This window comes from Photobacterium sp. DNB22_13_2, assembly GCF_052873915.1.
The window spans coordinates 22,901-41,019 of record NZ_JBNNXU010000003.1; the positions used below are offsets into that span (position 1 = coordinate 22,901).

The 18,119-nt window shown below is 46.0% G+C and carries 21 protein-coding genes; 9 read left to right on the forward strand and 12 right to left on the reverse strand.

The window, feature by feature from the left end:
* Nucleotides 1-50 precede the first annotated feature (50 nt).
* On the reverse strand, nucleotides 51-983 hold the full coding sequence (locus tag ACVA58_RS05630) for a LysR family transcriptional regulator (RefSeq protein ID WP_446509470.1): 933 nt from the start codon (nucleotides 981-983) through the stop codon (nucleotides 51-53).
* Between the two features lie 122 nt (nucleotides 984-1,105).
* Between ACVA58_RS05630 and ACVA58_RS05635 the strand changes: the two genes are divergently transcribed.
* The 5 genes from ACVA58_RS05635 (at nucleotide 1,106) to ACVA58_RS05655 (ending at nucleotide 6,301) form a co-directional block, all read left to right on the forward strand.
* Nucleotides 1,106-1,774: an SDR family oxidoreductase gene (locus tag ACVA58_RS05635; protein ID WP_446509471.1), complete on the forward strand. Its 669-nt coding sequence runs from the start codon at nucleotides 1,106-1,108 to the stop codon at nucleotides 1,772-1,774.
* A gap of 86 nt (nucleotides 1,775-1,860) precedes the next feature.
* Complete coding sequence (locus ACVA58_RS05640; RefSeq protein WP_446509472.1) at nucleotides 1,861-3,048, forward strand: MFS transporter; 1,188 nt, start codon at nucleotides 1,861-1,863, stop codon at nucleotides 3,046-3,048.
* Nucleotides 3,049-3,086: 38 nt separating this feature from the next.
* Nucleotides 3,087-3,716, forward strand: a complete 630-nt coding sequence (grxB, locus tag ACVA58_RS05645) for a glutaredoxin 2 (RefSeq protein WP_446509473.1) — start codon at nucleotides 3,087-3,089, stop codon at nucleotides 3,714-3,716.
* A 10-nt stretch (nucleotides 3,717-3,726) separates the two neighbouring features.
* Complete coding sequence (locus ACVA58_RS05650) at nucleotides 3,727-4,824, forward strand: alkene reductase (protein WP_446509474.1); 1,098 nt, start codon at nucleotides 3,727-3,729, stop codon at nucleotides 4,822-4,824.
* 244 nt (nucleotides 4,825-5,068) lie between these two features.
* Nucleotides 5,069-6,301: a hypothetical protein gene (locus ACVA58_RS05655; protein ID WP_446509475.1), complete on the forward strand. Its 1,233-nt coding sequence runs from the start codon at nucleotides 5,069-5,071 to the stop codon at nucleotides 6,299-6,301.
* Between the two features lie 347 nt (nucleotides 6,302-6,648).
* Here ACVA58_RS05655 and ACVA58_RS05660 read toward each other — a convergent pair whose 3' ends face one another.
* From ACVA58_RS05660 to amrS, 3 genes are all read right to left on the reverse strand, one after another.
* On the reverse strand, nucleotides 6,649-7,335 hold the full coding sequence (locus ACVA58_RS05660; protein ID WP_446509476.1) for a TPR domain-containing protein: 687 nt from the start codon (nucleotides 7,333-7,335) through the stop codon (nucleotides 6,649-6,651).
* A 166-nt stretch (nucleotides 7,336-7,501) separates the two neighbouring features.
* A complete protein-coding gene (locus tag ACVA58_RS05665) occupies nucleotides 7,502-7,810 on the reverse strand; it encodes a glutaredoxin domain-containing protein (protein ID WP_446509477.1) in 309 nt (102 codons plus the stop codon).
* Between the two features lie 100 nt (nucleotides 7,811-7,910).
* Nucleotides 7,911-8,999, reverse strand: a complete 1,089-nt coding sequence (amrS, locus tag ACVA58_RS05670; RefSeq protein ID WP_446509478.1) for an AmmeMemoRadiSam system radical SAM enzyme — start codon at nucleotides 8,997-8,999, stop codon at nucleotides 7,911-7,913.
* A 139-nt stretch (nucleotides 9,000-9,138) separates the two neighbouring features.
* Between amrS and amrB the strand changes: the two genes are divergently transcribed.
* Both amrB and amrA read left to right on the forward strand, forming a co-directional pair.
* Nucleotides 9,139-9,942, forward strand: coding sequence for an AmmeMemoRadiSam system protein B (gene amrB, locus ACVA58_RS05675; protein ID WP_446509479.1), 804 nt, complete (start codon nucleotides 9,139-9,141; stop codon nucleotides 9,940-9,942).
* Nucleotides 9,911-10,501, forward strand: coding sequence for an AmmeMemoRadiSam system protein A (amrA, locus tag ACVA58_RS05680; protein WP_446509480.1), 591 nt, complete (start codon nucleotides 9,911-9,913; stop codon nucleotides 10,499-10,501). Before amrB ends, amrA begins: the two co-directional genes overlap by 32 nt.
* Nucleotides 10,502-10,604: 103 nt before the next feature.
* Here the strand turns inward: amrA and ACVA58_RS05685 are convergent, their stop codons facing one another.
* The 6 genes from ACVA58_RS05685 to ACVA58_RS05710 form a co-directional block, all read right to left on the reverse strand.
* The gene (locus tag ACVA58_RS05685) at nucleotides 10,605-11,771 is read right to left on the reverse strand and encodes a DUF3541 domain-containing protein (RefSeq protein WP_446509481.1); all 1,167 of its coding nucleotides are present in this window, start codon (nucleotides 11,769-11,771) and stop codon (nucleotides 10,605-10,607) included.
* Between the two features lie 222 nt (nucleotides 11,772-11,993).
* Nucleotides 11,994-12,599, reverse strand: coding sequence for an alpha-ketoglutarate-dependent dioxygenase AlkB family protein (locus ACVA58_RS05690; RefSeq protein WP_446509482.1), 606 nt, complete (start codon nucleotides 12,597-12,599; stop codon nucleotides 11,994-11,996).
* Entirely contained in the window at nucleotides 12,586-13,719 is a 1,134-nt protein-coding gene (gene prpC, locus ACVA58_RS05695; RefSeq protein ID WP_446509483.1) for a bifunctional 2-methylcitrate synthase/citrate synthase, read from the reverse strand. Before prpC ends, ACVA58_RS05690 begins: the two co-directional genes overlap by 14 nt.
* Nucleotides 13,720-13,807: 88 nt before the next feature.
* Complete coding sequence (locus ACVA58_RS05700; protein ID WP_446509484.1) at nucleotides 13,808-14,761, reverse strand: endonuclease/exonuclease/phosphatase family protein; 954 nt, start codon at nucleotides 14,759-14,761, stop codon at nucleotides 13,808-13,810.
* The gene (locus ACVA58_RS05705) at nucleotides 14,727-14,954 is read right to left on the reverse strand and encodes a hypothetical protein (protein WP_446509485.1); all 228 of its coding nucleotides are present in this window, start codon (nucleotides 14,952-14,954) and stop codon (nucleotides 14,727-14,729) included. Before ACVA58_RS05705 ends, ACVA58_RS05700 begins: the two co-directional genes overlap by 35 nt.
* A 117-nt stretch (nucleotides 14,955-15,071) precedes the next feature.
* On the reverse strand, nucleotides 15,072-15,557 hold the full coding sequence (locus tag ACVA58_RS05710) for a hypothetical protein (protein WP_446509486.1): 486 nt from the start codon (nucleotides 15,555-15,557) through the stop codon (nucleotides 15,072-15,074).
* A 369-nt stretch (nucleotides 15,558-15,926) separates the two neighbouring features.
* On the opposite strand from ACVA58_RS05710, the gene mobB reads away from it, so the two are divergent.
* Complete coding sequence (mobB, locus tag ACVA58_RS05715) at nucleotides 15,927-16,448, forward strand: molybdopterin-guanine dinucleotide biosynthesis protein B (RefSeq protein WP_446509487.1); 522 nt, start codon at nucleotides 15,927-15,929, stop codon at nucleotides 16,446-16,448.
* Nucleotides 16,449-16,496: 48 nt separating this feature from the next.
* Here the strand turns inward: mobB and ACVA58_RS05720 are convergent, their stop codons facing one another.
* Both ACVA58_RS05720 and ACVA58_RS05725 read right to left on the reverse strand, forming a co-directional pair.
* Nucleotides 16,497-17,069, reverse strand: a complete 573-nt coding sequence (locus ACVA58_RS05720; protein WP_446509488.1) for an NAD(P)H-dependent oxidoreductase — start codon at nucleotides 17,067-17,069, stop codon at nucleotides 16,497-16,499.
* A gap of 57 nt (nucleotides 17,070-17,126) precedes the next feature.
* Nucleotides 17,127-17,468, reverse strand: a complete 342-nt coding sequence (locus ACVA58_RS05725) for a MerR family transcriptional regulator (RefSeq protein ID WP_446509489.1) — start codon at nucleotides 17,466-17,468, stop codon at nucleotides 17,127-17,129.
* A gap of 149 nt (nucleotides 17,469-17,617) precedes the next feature.
* Here ACVA58_RS05725 and ACVA58_RS05730 point away from each other — a divergent pair, with 149 nt between their 5' ends.
* Complete coding sequence (locus tag ACVA58_RS05730; protein ID WP_446509490.1) at nucleotides 17,618-18,079, forward strand: DUF302 domain-containing protein; 462 nt, start codon at nucleotides 17,618-17,620, stop codon at nucleotides 18,077-18,079.
* Nucleotides 18,080-18,119 lie beyond the last annotated feature (40 nt).

Genomic DNA, 18,119 nt, shown 5'->3' on the forward strand with positions numbered 1-18,119 from the left:
TAAAGGCTTAAATCTATGAACAACGCCCCGACATTCATCGGGGCGTTTTTTTATTTGTGAGAGGAGCAAATAGCTTGATCGAAATGTTCAATCAGATAATCCAAGAACAATCGAATCCGTTTAGGCTGATATTGCCGACTCATATAAATCACATTTAAATCCGCTCCAACAGAAGATGTGGACGCATTGAAGTTTTTCATATAACCATTTAAAACCGTGACTAAACGCTGCTGCTTGATGTCTTGTTGTACGTCCAGAATAGATTTCAGTGCAATACCAGCCCCATCTAGTGCCCATTGACGTATGACCTCCCCATCATCAGAAAACCGCTTGGGCACAACAGTAATGACATTGTGCTGATCGCTGTCTTGGAAATGCCACGTTTTCAATTCCTCATTGCTACGTACCATCGCCAGGCAGTCATGCATCGCCAAGTCCTGCGGCGTGATAGGCGTCCCCTTCTTAGCTAAATACTCCGGGGAAGCACACAACACACGACGGCTAGAAGCCAGCTTTCGAGAGATCAGATTACTATCTGCAAGCTCACCGTAGCGGATCACTATATCTAGCCCTGATTCAGCCAAATTCGACAAGTTATCGTTCAGATAAAGGTAAGGGGTTACGTCGGGGTATTGCTCACTAAAGGCCGACAAAATAGGGGAAATGTACTGCTTACCAATATCTCTTGGTGCCGATATTTTTAGCGTGCCACTCACCTGCTTCGTGCCACTTTGCAGCAGATTTTCCGTTTCCTTCACACTGTCGATGATCTCCAAACACGCTTGATGGTACATCGCACCTGAATCGGTCAACGAGATATGGCGTGTACTGCGATTAAGCAGCTTTACCTCATAGCGCTCTTCAAGCGCTTGCAGCCTTGCCGTTACCGTGGCTGGCGACAAGCCCAGCTCTCTCCCCGCCGCCGCAAGGCCTTGGTTTTTGACGATACTGACAAACAGTGCCATATCCGAAAACTTGTCCACTATCACTCCTTAATGCAAGATTGTTCATCTCAGCCGAATAATCAATTTAAATTTTACCCAATTATCAAATTTTGTTGAATCAATATACTGACTCCATCGAAACAATATTGGAGACAAACATCATGAAATCAGACAAGACCGTCTATGTGGTTATCGGTGGAACTTCCGGAATTGGCGCAGAACTCGCCAAGCAACTTCAAAATGAGAGCACGACTGTTCATGTTGCAAGTCGCAAGACAGGTTTAGACATTAATGATGAGCAGTCGGTTTACCACTACTTTGAATCGATTGGTGCCTTTGATCACCTCATCATCACTGCGGGCTCTTACGCACCATCAGGAAAAGTGATTGATGTGGATATTTCCCAAGCCAAAACCGCCTTCGACACCAAGTTTTGGGGAGCAATCAATACGACCAAACAAGCAGCGCGCTATATCAAGCAAGGCGGCACTATCACGCTAACTTCAGGCATGCTGTCACGCAAGGTGGTCGCCAGTAACTATGTCAAAACAGCAATCAACGCCGCTATCGAAGCGGTAACGAAAGTGCTTGCCAAAGAATTAGCTCCCATTCGTGTCAATGCGGTAAGCCCAGGCTTAACCAAAACCGAAGCGTACCAAGACATGAGTGAAGAAGACAAAAATGCCATGTATCAACGCGCGCAAAATGCCCTACCGGTTAGTAAAGTCGGCCAAGCCAGTGACATCGCCAGCGCGTATCGCTTGTTGATTAACAATACCTACATGACAGGAACCGTCATTGATGTTGATGGTGGTGCCCTGCTCGGCTAACGGCATCTCAAGCAAGACTGATTCGAGTGCCAATGTGCTTCTATCTACGTTGGCTCATCAAATATTTCACAAAAAAGAACTCAATAATGAAAACAGAAAAAATGCCGCTGCAGGTATGGATCTTGACGCTTGCAGCCTTTGCGATTGGCACCGCTGAATTTGTTATCGCCGGTATTCTGCCACAAGTTGCTAACTCCCTTTTGATTACCGAAGGCCAAGCCGGTTACATGATCAGTGCCTATGCACTCGCTATCGTTATTGGCGGGCCGTTGCTCACCATCTATCTTGCACGATTTAACAAGAAAGCCGTATTAGCCGGCCTTATGGTACTGTTCATCGCTGGTAATGTGCTGTCTGCATATGCCCCGACCTACTTTGTTCTGATGATAAGCCGCGTGATTACCGGGCTAGTTCAGGGGCCTTTCTATGGCATAGGTGCTGTGGTAGCGACCAATTTAGTCTCTGAAAAAATGGCCGGTCGAGCGGTTGGCCAAATGTTTGCAGGACTCACTCTGGCCAACGTATTAGGCGTACCCGGTGGGACTTGGATTGGCTTGCAATTTGGTTGGCACTCCACCTTCTTAACCGTTGCCGCATTTGGCCTGATCGCGCTGTTCTTTATCGCTGCAGTTATTAAATCAACGGGGCACGGCGAAGCCAAAGATGTCAAAGTACAACTACTGGCGTTCAAGAACCCGATGTTGCTCATCAGCCTTGCCATCACCGTATTTGCTTGGTCCGGCTTCATGACACTTTACGGCTACTTGGCACCTATCGCGATGCACATTACTGGTTTTGGTGAAGATTCTGTTACTTGGATTTTAGTTGTCGTCGGGCTCGGTCTGATTATCGGTAACACTTTAGGCGGACGCTCATCCGATAAGAACTTACAGAAAGCCTCTATGTTCTGGGCCGTTGCCATGATTGTGGCACTGGTATTAATCGGACTTACTATCGAGAGCAAAGTCATGTTTGTCGCTGCAGCCTTTGTGTTTGGTATTGCTTCTTTTGCCAATGTACCAGCCATGCAGCTACGGGTAATGAACCACGGCGGAGAAGGTCAAGAGCTCGCCGCTACCGCAAACATATCAGCATTCAATTTAGCCAACGCATTTGGCGGTTTCTTAGGTGGCATGGTACTCGATAGCCAAATGGGGGCCGGCATGATCCCTTATGCGGCAATCGTCATTCCTTTGATTGGCTTGCTATTCATTGCCAAAGCCAATCGCCGGGAAAACGCTCAACCTGCACTAGCACCGGCCCTGAACCACTAATTTCAAGTTATTAATCAAGCAGATTATTAGGATACCTCATGAAACTCTATATCTATGAACATTGCCCTTTCAGTGCCCGAGTTCGCTACGTGGCAGGCGTGCTCAACACTCCATTGGATATCGTCAATATCGACTATGACGATGATAAAACCACCACTGACATCATCGGCAGTAAGCAAGTGCCCGTGTTGGTCAAAGATAATGGCGAAGCGGTGGCCGAGAGCCTTGATATCATCAAATACTTCCAAGAGATAGCAAACTCAACGGAATCGCATCTTCCGTCACAAACCGTCCTTAAATGGCAACAGAGTGCTTTTCTTCCGCTACAGAAAGTGGGCTACCCTCGCTGGTCCGGTATGGGGCTCGCTGAATTCAACACAGAATCGGCAAGAAAAGCATGGCGAGCTAAAAAGGAAACCGAGGATCTGAACTTTGACGCATTACTCAAAAATACCCCGGCTATCACCAAAGACGTGGAATTGCTTATCCAACAAGTTAGTAAAGTGCTCAACCTACCGTCTTATCAGCATGTGAGCCTCGTGGATGAAGCCATTGTTTTCTCGATTCTACGCGGCTTCTTTAGTGAGCCAGAAATACAGTGGGTGCCGGCGGTGAAAAACTGGATGGAATCTGTCAGCAAAAAAACCAACGTGGCATTATTGAAGTAAGGATAAAAACATGAGCAAGCTATTCGAACAAACCCAACTTAAAAGCCTCGCACTTCAAAACCGCCTGGTAATGGCGCCGATGACACGTGCCCGTAGCAGTCAACCGGGGAATATTCCCAACCAGATGATGGCGAACTACTACCAACAGCGTGCAAGCGCTGGATTGATCATCTCAGAGGCGACTCAAATTTCCGATGATTCACAAGGTTACTCGTTCACCCCGGGCGTCTATACCAATGAGCAAATAGATGGATGGAAACTTGTTACCCAAGCCGTTAAACACCAAGGTGCCGCAATGTATTGTCAGCTTTGGCATGTGGGCCGTGTCTCTCACCCGACCTTCCAACAAGGTGAATTGCCCATTGCTCCATCGGCATTAGCACCCGTAGAAACACAAGTCTGGATTGCCGATGAACAAGGCAACGGTAACATGGTTGATTGCATTCAACCGCGCGCCATGACTCAAGCCGATATAGATAGAGTGGTCCAAGATTTTGCCAACGCAGCGAAAAGCGCCATTGCGTCGGGCTTTGATGGTGTTGAAATCCATGGCGGTAATGGATACCTCATCGACCAATTTCTCCGTACCAATTCGAATCACCGTACCGACAATTACGGCGGAGCCCGTGAGAATCGAATCCGCTTTTTGCTAGAGGTTGTTGATGCAGTCAGTGACGCAATAGGCGCAGATAAAGTCGGCGTTAGACTGGCACCGTTTATTACCTTCAAAGATATGAACTGCCCCGATATAGTCCCGACCATCCTTGAAGCATCGAAACAACTTCAAGCACGAGATATTGCCTATCTGCATTTATCCGAAGCTGATTGGGATGATGCCCCCGTGATCCCTGAAAGTTTTCGTATGGAATTACGCGAACACTTCACCAACACCATCATTGTTGCGGGCAGTTACACCCAAGAACGTGCTGACGAGATACTCGATAAAGGCTATGCCGACCTCATTGCCTTTGGTCGACCATTTGTGTCCAACCCAGACTTAGTCGAACGGTTGAAGAATAATCAACAACTCGCAGCCCTTGATGGCTCTACCCTATTTGGTGGCAATGAGCAGGGTTACACCGATTACTCATTCTTCAAACAAGACTAAAGCGTTTTTCATATTTTATCCGCAATGATAATAGCCAGCACCGAGGTGCTGGCTCCCCTTTCGACTCAATAATATTCTGCAACTATCTTCGACCTATAGAAATATACCCTCAGCAAATACAACAAAGTTATTAATCAATGACTTAGTGTTACCATCGTAATTCTGCTACCATGCCAATCCTTTTATCTTCAAATAAAAAATAATCATAATTTTATTTTCTATAAACTAACGATAATAAACCCACATGGCTAATTTATATACACTACGTCAGCAACCACTGGCGTGCATTCCGGTCCTTTCTTTCTTCTTTCAAGTATTGAAAATGGCCTATAAAATCTTGATGGTGACAGTAGACTCTACGCAAGTTGAGCAGAGCAAACAGTATAGAGTCACACGCACTGATCGTTACGGCTCAAAAAACACCACTATCGAAAACGGCGATGGGACGGTTATATTTATTTTGGGGATTGTTGCAATCGGTTATTTGCTTTATTACGCCAACACTATTGCTAGCTTTGCACTGGAAGTATTACTCAATAGCTGGGGTATTTTGATGATACCGCTTTTTGTCGCTGGCTTTTTTGCTCAGTTTGGTCGCTCTCGTTTAGACCGTGCAATGGCAGCATGGGACATAAACTCAACCAGTAAACCCGCTTGGTTGATTTTGGCAGTAAGAGGATGTGCACTGCTATTACCCGTTTTTATTCTGATAAATAATGAGTCGCTTTTAGCTAGACAATGGTATGAATTGCTAATCGCTGCAATTGTGATCCCTTTCTGTAGCTATTACCTTCTATTTCGCCCTTTAGCTTCTTCGCTGATCATGACATCAGCTTACTATGTCTATGCCCCTCGCAACTGGCGAGCAATTCTAGACCCCATGCATATCGCGATCGCACTGGTGTTTTTTTGCTGCTATCTCACTTACACAGGCCAGACTGATAATTTAGTTATGGTACAAAGCGGAGATAAAGAAGTTGGTTTCGATCTTTACCGCTTAATGGGAATTAGCATTTTCTGGAGCATTATTGTCGCAACCCAAACGGGTGTCTGTTATGGCCTGGGAAAAGCCCTTGGGAGTAATGAATATAGTATTGTCCGTCGATTTATCATCCTTGCGCTGACCATTGGTAGCTGCTGGTTGTCCGTAACTGTATTAAATGACGTATTGAATGCCCACCGTATGGCTCGATTTACAGACATGCTTATTAGCATTGATGCTTTGGCTTGGCTTAAGTCGGTAATGTTCTGGAGTTATGTTTTTTTCAGCATCGTTTTCATCCCTTTTGTTATGCGATTTAACTGGAAAAATATCCTGTGGGGGCTGGTTGCCCATGTTTTCCTGATGATGTGGATCCTCGTTATTTTTGATATACCTGAATACAGCACTTGGTTACATGACTATTCACAAGGGATCTTATCTGTATTTATGATCATCTCTTCAATAATTGCAGGCACATTTAACAGCATCATTTAGGCCATCTTTATGTGATAACAACCATCAATCAGCCACGTTCAAAGCCAGCACCAAGTTGCTGGCTTCGTTTCTACTCAATTATCAATACACATCCAAATCCTACGCCATGACATATTTGCCTTGGTAGGACAGGTTTAATTCGGTATCAACCGCGGTTTAATCGGTCATTATTCATAATTAAAGGTAATTATAGTTTTAAATATCAATATTCAATCACATTTAAAATTGAAGTGTAAACTATGATTAATAGCAAAAAACTCTAATACCATATAAATGAGAAGGAGCTGTTTAGCCCCCTAATACTAAGCTCTAACTGTTAGGTCTCTGCTAGAGTTCAGACCTCAGTGCTAAATAAAATTCTTTGCCCGGTTTATCGCATTAATGACTTCGACCCTATCCAAGTCAGTGCGCTCGGTATCCAAGACCTGCTGCCAAGTATCAATCGCTTTTTGGTAACGCGCATTAAGGAAATAATCAGAAGCCAGTAACATCAAAGCAGAAACATTGTTTTCATCCAACTCCAAAGCACGATCGAGCCAAGCCTTACTCTGCGCGGTGAAATACTGCTTTTCTTGATAATAGCTGGCTGTTGCCATTGCCGAATAGATATTGGATTGGGGCTCAGGAGCTAACCGTAATGCATAAAGAAATGCCGTGCCAGCGTTCTCAAACTCACTGCTGTACATATAGGCATTCCCCAGCGCATACCATAGCTCACCATTTTGGGTGTCTTCTCGAAGCTTGTCTTGTATTTCTTCAACACGCTTTTGATTTAGTTCTGCCGCACTCATCAGCATTTCTTCTGGGAGCAGTTGCTCTTCGGAAAGCGTTGAAGAGGCCAGTGGCTGCTTGACGGTATTGATCGGCTCATGACCTAAAAAGACGTAAGTAGTCACTGAAATCACTGATAACACACCAATAATCATAAAAGAAATAGGCGTTATCTTGCGGTTGTATCGAAACGAATGACCAATAATCAATGCAGATGCCATCACTAACAACAGCAGGAAAAACAGTCCCTGATAACTAAGCATTGCCGAAAATCCATATAGCGTAATTAAAATACCAGTTTACCAGAGCCTCGCTGTAGAGCCTGAAAATAATGCAGGATATTTAGCCTAGATCAAGCCAAAAAAAAGCAGCGCTACTGCGCTGCCTCGGTTATTACCGTTGGTGGAAAGGTTAGATATCCCCCAGAGCTTACAGCTCAAAACCACCAAATGCGTCGTTTTCTACCTGACGCTCGACGAAAGCAACCAAGTCATCGTGACCACCGATGTATTGGCCATCCAAAATGATTTGCGGAACAGTGCGTACAACATTACCCGTTTGCTGCTCGATAAAATCAACCATCATGGTTTTGGCAAGATCAGTGCCCAATACCAATGTGGTGTATTCAGTACCGCGCTCATCCAAAATCGCTTTGGCTTTAACACAAAACGGGCAGTTAGGCTGGGTGATCACAAGGTTGTGGTAGCTCGCAAGCTGCTCCATCGTCATATCAGACATGTTTACTTTCTCATTCGGGTGTTTGTAATTAGGTCTGTAAGATATCGGATTGCTTATACTGCTGACAAGTCCAGACCACCTGTTATGCGAAGATCTATCATTATTCGCTGGCAATTTGCACAGGGATCCGACGTCGTCCAAATGCTTTTTCAATCGGCTTAAAGCGCCCGGCTAACTGATAGCCACAGTAATGGCACTGTCCCTGGCTGGTCAAGTGGCAATCCCCCAATTGATACCAGTTGCGAGAAAGTACATTCTTGCCACAACCAGGGCAATAGGTACTGTCACCTGCTTGGTCGTAAATATTCCCCACATAGGCATAATGCAACCCATTTGCCACAGCGATCTCCCGCGCTCTTTTCACCGTTTCAGGTGGCGTTCGCTCCTTGTCTAGCATCTTGAAATCCGGATGGAAGGCACTGAAATGGATCGGAATATCAGGACCTAGGTTGTCATACACCCAACGAGTCAAGGCATCTATTTCTTGTGGGCTGTCATTTTCATCAGGGATCAACAAGGTGGTAATTTCAAACCACACATCGGTTTCATGCCGCAGATATAACAAAGTATCGAGCACAGGCGCAAGATGACCGCTACATATTTTATGGTAGAAACGCTCTGTAAATGCTTTCAAATCAATATTGGCCGCGTCCATATGGCGGTAAAAATCAACCCGTGGTTTATCGCAGATATACCCCGCACTCACCGCAACGCTATGGATGCCTAACTCCCGGCATGCCTGCGCGGCATCCACTGCGTACTCCATGAAGATCACCGGATCGTTATAGGTAAAAGCAATACTGTCGCAGCCATAGCGCTGCGCAGCCAGTGCCAGTTGCTCAGGCATCGCCGATGAACCCAAAGTATCTATCTGGCGGGATTTACTGATATTCCAGTTTTGGCAGAATTTACAACCTAGGTTGCACCCCGCGGTACCGAAGGAAAGCACCGAACTTCCGGGGTAAAAGTGATTGAGTGGCTTTTTCTCGATAGGGTCAATACAAAATCCGCTGGACCGGCCATAACTTGTTAGAACTATTTCACCCTCGTGAGCCTGCCTGACAAAACATGCTCCACGCTTACCCTCTCTCAACCGGCACTGACGTGGGCAAAGGTCACACACCACCCTGCCATCATCAAGCCGATGCCAATATTTTGTGGGATAAAATTCCGGAGGCTGGCACATCATAGTCCCTTAATGGTTATCTCTCTTGAATTGAACACATTGATGTAGCTCTGAATTCTGGCACCTTGAGACCACTTTGGTATATTTATTCCTATACTTAAGATTAGTCCATATTTTATGACTTTATATCGGTAGGTAGCCTATGAATACGCGTCCACCAGCGGTAGCAGGCCATTTTTATTCCCATTCTGCAGCTGCCCTTAAAAGCCAGATGGTTGAATGGCTTCGGACACCCCATCATACGGCACCCAATCACACCCCCCCTATCCGTGCTCTAATTGTGCCGCACGCCGGCTATATATTTTCAGGCAAAGTCGCTGCTGATGCCTACCGTTACCTACTTCCTGAAGCCAAACGTATTCGTCGGGTGATCCTGATAGGGCCCAGTCATCGTTACTATTTCCAAGGCTGTGCTATCCCTGCAGTGGATCATTTTGAAACACCATTAGGTAAAATAAAAATTGACACACAATTTGTTGAAAAGCTGAAGGAAATAGATGATATTGAAGTATCGGATCAGGTTCATGCCCTTGAGCACAGTCTCGAAGTGCAATTGCCTTTCCTGCAGTCATGTTTACATGACTTCACCCTGTTACCGCTTTTAACCAGTAATGTACATCCGGATAATGTCGCCAAGCTGATTGATTCCCTCTGGCAAGGTGACGACTGTCTGCTTGTTGTCAGTAGTGATCTAAGCCACTTCCACTCTTATTCGGAAGCACAGCGCATAGACCGCCAGACCTGCACAATGATCGATAACTATGAGCCAACGCTCGTTCCGGAACAAGCCTGTGGCTCAACAGGGATTAATACATTGCTTTTGTTAGCCAAAAAAAGGGGATACACACTTATACGTAAAACATTAATAAACTCAGGCGACACCGACGCCGGAGATAAGGAGAGAGTCGTAGGATATGTCAGCTATCTCGTTTCAGAACCTCAATAAAGGTGAGTTAACCCAGCTTTTAGATGTGGCTCGCGATGCTATTCGTGGCCATTTTTCGGATACTATTCCCCAACCTCCCCAATTAGATTTATACAGCAAGAGGCTACTCCAACCTGGCGCTTGCTTTGTTACTCTTACTGTCGATGGACAGCTTCAGGGCTGCCTCGGTACAACCGTGGCTCATTCACCGCTGGTGATGGAAGTCCACAACAAAGCCAGAGCAAGTGCTTACCAAGATCGCCGCTTTATGCCGCTAGTCGAAGAACAGCTTGATGATTTAGTTGTGGAAGTGTCTGTACTGACCCCACCCAAAGATCTAGTCGTCGACTCAGAGCAAGCGCTTATTGACTACCTAAAAAATAAAAAAGTCGGCGTGATCCTGTCGGATCAGTATCAGCAAGCCTTGTTCTTGCCACAAGTATGGGAACAACTTCCCACCCCCGAAGACTTCATTCGTCAACTCAAGATAAAGGCTGGTTGGAACAGTGTTTACTGGTCACCATCCATGAAGGTCCAAACCTTCAACGTCAACAGCATTAGTGGAAAATATCACTACTAGGCTATTGGCTATTGGCCATTTAAGATTTCAACGTCCACCTTAATGACAAACGCCCCTAAATAGGGGCGCTGTATTTCGAATCCATTGTCTATTACGCTAGGTATTACTTAGTAATCAAGCCATATGGCTTGCCGGTGAAAATTTCCGGCTGCTTCTGAATAGTCGGTACGGCATTGGCTCCACGCCAATCCAACAACATAATTGCTAGTACATTGCGGTGCTCACCATCCAGCAAACTGGTAGTACCGTTTACCGCAGGGACAATACCCGCATGTCGGTTTAAGGAGCGCTGGATTGCCTTTCGGGTCTTGTCAACGATAGGATCATCCTCCAATCCGGCCAATAGGAAGTTGATGCCGACCTCTGCAATCACATCTTCTTTCGAGCGCGCAATGATGGTATCGATATTGTCGCGGTAGTAGTCATAGATCCATTGATAGTCAGATTCTTTTACCGGATGCTGGTAGTACTCGGTCGCCGCAAAAATGATATGAGTTAAACCATAAACCTTGTTCATAAATTGCTGATCAGTCAGCTTGCTATCTTGGCTGTCGGGATAGGTTTCTTTAAAAGCGGCAGTAAAATCATCAACCACATCCTGCTCCCCTAACTGGCGCAGCCAGTACACTTGATTAGCCAACTGTGCCGCCCATGCCCTGATCATTTCAGGATCGGTCGCATAATCTTTGAAATCATACCGGCGGATCACTTCTCTGAGCTTGCCATCTTCACGGTGCTTCAAACCATACTCGTTAGCACGGGCCATTGATCCCAGCAGATCAACCCCGAGATAGTAATATTCCGGTTTGTCTTTGGTCGCTTCATAGCGCAAGTCACTTCGGACATCTTCTTTGTGGTCATAACGAGCAAGTCGCTCTGCAGAGTAAGCGTCAATTTGCTCCGCAGTATGCACTTCTGTCGCGAAGAAGTTCAGCCGGCTGGCGACACGTGCCATATCAGACCAAATGGCCGCTTGATATTTGAAGTCTTGTGTCTGGCGGTACATCCGCAAGCCATAGTGGCCCATCTTAAAAGCAGGGAGGGTAAAAAGCTGACTTTCATAGGTTTGGCGAATACGCTCGGCATCTTGCTGAAAGCTTGCTGTATCGCCGCTAGAAATACCATTGGCATTGGCATCGCCAGCACTCAGGGTCAATCCTTGCTCTGTAGCGGATTGAACGTCAGCTAAAAGCAGTGGTGAGGTGACCACCGCCCCTACGATCAGCGAAGAAACAACTGCCCTGTGTAATCGACTGCTAACCCATCCCATTGAAGACTCCCTGCTCATTACGGTAAATAGTTAGCCAGAACGCTAACAAAGCCTTGAATCCATTACGTCAGAAAACTGTAAATTAATGCTTTCATCTGTGATCGCTATAACAATAGCGAAAAAGAACGTGCTTCAATAAGAACCAGCCCCTGCAACTGACACTACCTGAGCAGCAAATACCTGAGAAGACAATATCTAAGAAGACAACACCAGAGCAGAAAGTTAGCGCGTTATCTGACGAAACGTTAGATTAATACGAGGTTCCGTTGGCCGCTTCGTTTTCGGCACCGTATGTTGCCAGAAGCTTTGTAGCTCACCCGCCATTACGAGCAACGAGCCATTCGTCAGCTGGTACTCTTTCTTCTCTTTACTTTGCCGATTCCGCAATACAAAACGTCGTGTCGCCCCTAAACTGATGGAGGCGATAACCGGCTCTTCACCCAATTCGGGCTCGTTGTCCTGATGCCACCCCATATAATCGTCACCATTGCGGTACTGATTGGCCAACACAGAGTTAAAAGTCTGCCCCAACAGAGCAGACAACTGCTGACGAATAGCCTGCAATGTGGGCGTCCAAGGGTCAGGCTGCATGGTTAAGCCTGAATAGGTATATTCAGCCTCACCGCACCAGGCTTGCAACCGTGGTTGCAGTATTTCCCTACCGAACATTCTTATCTTCTGCTGCTGCCAGTTCAGTTCACTATCAAGCTGGCGGTAACACTGAACAGCTAAGCTGGGCTCAAGAAAGTTCGGTTGCCAATACACCCTGCCTTGGGGCAAAGTTTGCCAATAGCCTGAGTGAGTATAATTCAAGCTAGTGACGCTCATCGATGGGTAACCAGTCTTGATGATCTGGGCCTATATACTCTGCGCTCGGGCGAATGATCCGATTATGATCGCGCTGCTCAAACACATGGGCTGCCCAACCGGTCACCCGACTCATCACAAAAATTGGCGTGAACAACTTGGTTGGTATCCTCATAAAATGGTATGCGGAAGCGTGGAAGAAGTCAGCATTACAGAACAGGTTCTTTTCTCGCTTCATCACCGCTTCCACCGTGACTGAAATATCATATAGGACAGGGTCACTGGCATCTTTAGCCAACTTTTCAGCCCAAACCTTAATCAAAGCATTGCGTGGATCCGATTCCCGGTAGATAGCATGACCAAAGCCCATGATCTTGTCTTTGTTCGCCAGCATTGCCAAAATCCCCGCTTCCGCTTCTTGCGGACTTTGCCATTGCTCAATCATATCCATGGCGGCCTCATTAGCACCACCATGCAAAGGTCCTCTAAGCGTACCGATTGCGGCACACACGCAAGAGTAGATATCCGACAAAGTCGAAGCGCAAACGCGCCCGGCAAAGGTCGAGGCATTAAACTCATGCTCTGCGTATAAAATCAGCGAGCAGTGCATTACCTGTGTATGTAAATCAGGGGGCGTTTCATCAGTCAACATTTTCAAGAAATACCCAGCAATACTGTCTTGATCGCAGTAGGTTTCTATTTTCACCCCATGATGACTATAACGGTACCAGTAACAAATGATGGCAGGCAGCAAAGCTAGCAGCCTATCGGCTTTATCATACTCTTCAGTAAAACCATGCTCCTGTTCAAGGTTGCCTAGCATGGAACAACCTGTCCGCATGACATCCATTGGATGGGCATCGGCAGGAATTTGTTCAAGCACCAATTTCAATGCCAACGGTAAACCACGGTAAGAAATCAGCTTGGTCTTGTATGCCGCCAGCTCAGTGCGAGTCGGCAGTTTTCCCTTCAGTAGAAGGTAGGCAACCTCTTCGAACTCGGCATACTTTGCCAAGTCAGAGATGTCATAACCACGATAGGTCAAGCCAGTGCCGGTTTTACCCACGGTACACAGTGCCGTGCTACCGGCAGTTTGTCCGCGTAAACCTTCACCGCCCAGTGGTTTGTGTGAATCAGGCATGGTGTGCTCCCTGTCGAATCAACCTTTATTCAAAAGCCTAGGTCAGGAAGCATCATAAAACCACCTGTGACCGCTTATATCCAATAGCCTATTTCAAAACGATATCCACCCACACCAAGCGGTGATCTGAACCCGCCTGCGAGCGCTCTCGACCGTGTTCATCGGTAATCAAATGCCGCAGTGGATCTTTCTTATCGGGCCAAAAAACCCCACTTTGCAATACGTCCAAATTAGCCGACGGCAAAACATAATCAAGGCGCAGCCCTGAAATATGAGTCCACTCACTTGGCCGTCCTCTCCGCTGTTGCCAAGGCCGAAGAAAACGCGCCCCCAAACTCTTAGGCGTCATTCGGCCAGCTGATACGGTTCGATGGATTTTCGGATGCAGCAGCAAATCACGAATCGCCTTCTTCATACCATCACCATCAGCCATATCCGCATTCAAGTCACCCAATACTACAAATTGGCTATCCGCAGAGAGGCCGCCCAAATGACCGTTGTCATCAACAAGGTGATCTGCCCCATCGATAATGGCTTTTAACAGTGCTAATTCATCATGGTTCCGGCGGGCATTGCGCTTTTCATGACCATCAAACACCGGAGGCGTCGGGTGGCTACATAATACATTGAGGATCTTACCGCCAACATCCACTGGCACAACGACATGGTTTTTGGAAGATAACCGCAGCTCTGCACTTGCAGCTGCAGAATAGTAGCCTTCAGGCATTTTGTGTCCGGGCAAATCTTGCCAAACGAGGGTTTGCCAACTTTTTATCTCGTCTTCAATGATGGGGTAGCGAGACAGGATCACAAAGCTGAAGTGACCATGATGTTCACCAAATCCCTGTGCATCATTGGGTAACGTGATTTTTCCATCGCCATCAAGATCATTCACCATTGCCAACCCGGTGTTCGATGGCGGGCAATACCGATAGGGATAAGACACGGCTTGCTGAGCATGCTGAGAAGAGGCCAAGTATTGCTGACAAAATCTCTCTAGCGCCCCATCATCCCCCCCCCTCTCCGGGGTGGTCAAATTCACACAGCATCAACACATCCGGACTGACATGCTGAATGATGGCGGCAAGTTTTGAAAAGCGCTCGTTTTTAGACTGCGCCAACAGCCCAAGAATTTCGCCAGCAACAGGGGCTGACATCGAAATGTTAAACACAGCAGCACGAATAGATGGCGGTAAGGTACTTGGCGATACTTGATGAAAAGATGAGGTCTGCAAGCGATTCACTCAGAACTGAATATTAGTAATCAGTATACCCACTTCTGATATTCCACACATCAGAAATGGGTTTGTCTGTACTTAAGAAAACTGGATTATCTTACTGAGTAAAAAGGCTTATTCAGTCAGCTGCGTGATCGCCATCCTGATCTGTTTGGCATCCGATTCTGCACGATGCGATACCGGGCCAAGCTCTGCCATTGTTTGTTGGAAATGCGCCCTCTCGATACCATTTTCCTGCAACAGCCACAGACCCACTTCAGTCAGGGTAAATGAGGGCCTCATATGCGCCGCATGATATAACCGACCGAGCCAGAAAAGATCCCATTGGCTATCACAAAAGACACGTTCGTACTTTCCCAACACAGCGTTGAGATGATGACACACATCAACGACCTGAAGCCCTTCATTATGAAGTTTCTGGCGAGAAATTTGATGTATTTTGAGCTCAGCATGATCATCCCAATGTTGCCAAGGATCACCTGCGGTGAGCGGGTTGATCAGCAGACTGTTTGCAGAACCGTCTGGTAACGAGTATCCCACCTCAATAGGATAGGACTGGCCGGAAAGGCCGGATGCTTCAAAATCCAATGTTGCCCACATTGCACTCTCCCTGATGCGATTATGAGTACTTACCACCAATACCACGACTTCCTGTCAAAAAACTGTATGGCAAGCGATTAAGGCATGTTGATACCTTACTTTAAGGTAATAGCAGATGCCTGCGATGTACTCAATAAATGTAGTAGGAAACATGATGTTGTTGGAGAAAAAACTAAAGAAACTCAACTTTGATACACCGTTTGAAACGCTGTAGCTCGAGATATACCCTAAATGGCTTGGATGTGGAGTGACTCTTTCCTTATCAATTTATTGTTCTCTCACACGACAGAGATAACACTGATATTAAAAGACTATGACTCAGTTTAATATTACACTCAGGAGATTATTTATAAATGATACAGACTCAACATGGCACCAATTATTGGCTTTGCTGGCTATAGTGGCTCAGGCAAAACAACCCTTCTAGAAAACCTCATTCCGTTGCTGAAATCTAAGGGGCTTCGCATTGGCTTAGTCAAACATAGCCATCACAGCATTGACCCGGACAAACCCGGCAAAGATAGCTACCGTTTACGCCATGCCGGTTGCAGTCAAACACTGCTTGCGACAAAAGAAAGACACATGCTGTATTTCGAATACCCAGAGCCTGAGCGAGAGGAGCCTCAACTTGATGAGTGCCTATCACAACTGGATCACAGCCAGCTTGATCTGATTTTGGTTGAAGGATTTCGCGACCAGCCTATCACAAAAATTGAAGTACACCGCCCAAGTTACGGTAAACCACTTTTCTACCCTAACGATGAAAACATTATTGCTTTTGCCAGCGATCAACCTGCTCCTGAGGGATGCCACCTCCCTTACTTGGATTTGAACACCCCTCAGAGCATCGCTGATTTTATTTTTCAGTGGCTAAAAATCCGTGATAAATAACCAATGGCTAATAACTAAGAGTAAAATACGAGCTAGGGCTAAATAAAACTAAAGCTGTGCCGCCCGCTTGGAGACCGTATCAAACCACGACTGACGTCGTTGTTCTGTTGCGGTTAGCACCGGTCCCAAATAGGTCGATGTCCGATTTTTGATGCCAGTGAAACTCAAAATCGTGTGCTTCAATTGTTTATAGATCGGGTTTCCCTGAACATACTTATACCAAAATGGCGGTGTATCGAGGGTAATGATCAATTCCGATGTACGTCCGCTCAACAACTTTTGTGGTATCGATTTCCCTTCTTGATATTTAAACGCGAAGCCGGGAAGGAACGTCCGATCAATCACCCCTTTAAATTTAGCTGGCATCGTGCCCCACCAAACTGGGCTGACAATGACGATATGCTCCGCCCAAGTCACGTGTTGCTGAAAGCATTTCAAATCATCTTCCAGTGGGGTTTCCTTGTCATAACCTTGCTGAAGATCCATCTCAAACGACATATCAGCAAGGTTCACTTGTTTGATTTCGTGTTTTTTGCCTGCAATGCTGGCATAGTGCTCCGCCAATGACTGGCAAAGGCTTTCTTGCTTTGGATTTGCATTGATAACCAAGACTTTTTTCATCACCGTACCTCCTTATTCGAGCTAGAGGCATCTTAAACCTTGACCCTAGGGTCAGAGTCAATAGTTACACTGATCAATCGCTTGCCGGTATTCACCAATACGTAAATATTGCATTTCTAGCATTTTTATCTGAGATGCTATGCTCTGTTGCTTCTCTTCAAGAAGCTGTAACACTTTGGTCCAATTGAAATCCTGCTCACCATCTACCAACTCTTTCAACTCTGAAAGATGGAGCCCGAGAGATTGGCCCTCTTTGATAAGGCGAATAAACTCAACATCAGCTTCAGAGAAAACACGATACTTTCCAGCCCTCGATACCCTCAGCAATCCCATCGACTCATACAACCGAATTGCCCGCTCCGAAGCACCGGATTTTTTCGCAGCTTCGCCTATGTACATGGCTCTCCCTTTCCAAGTCTATGGTTCATTTTTTCTTTACTTAGCCAGCTTGCTAAATCTGATCTTCATGACTATAAACAAGTCACTTAAGTCTATATTCATTACGTTTTAAACGAACAAGGACAAGTGTATTAATGGAGAATAAACAAATGAAAATCAAACTGTTACTATTTTTATTTTTCATTAATGTTAGCTACCCCGCATTGGCAAGCAATGGGATAGTTTCCATCAAAAGCCCTTATACAGCCCCAGAGACCACCGCAAAGATAAAACGGGTATTGAACGAGAAAGGCATGACTCTATTTGCCCATATAAAACACAGCAATTCAGCAAAAGAAGTGGGTATTGAATTACGGCCAACAGAACTATTGATCTTCGGCAACCCTAAAGTCGGATCTAAGATTATGGCCTGTCAACAATCGTCGGCCATCGACCTGCCACAAAAAGCCTTAGTGATGGAAGATGAGAACAAAGACGTCTGGGTGATGTACAACAACCCGACCTACTTGGCGAACCGCCACGTGATTAACCTGGAGGATGAAAAGTGTCGTACTGTGATAGAAAATGTCAGTAAAGCGCTCAATGCTATTATGACCAGCGCAACTAAGTAAGCATTGTTTAGGGACAGCTGTTTCTCTACGTTAGCAGCCA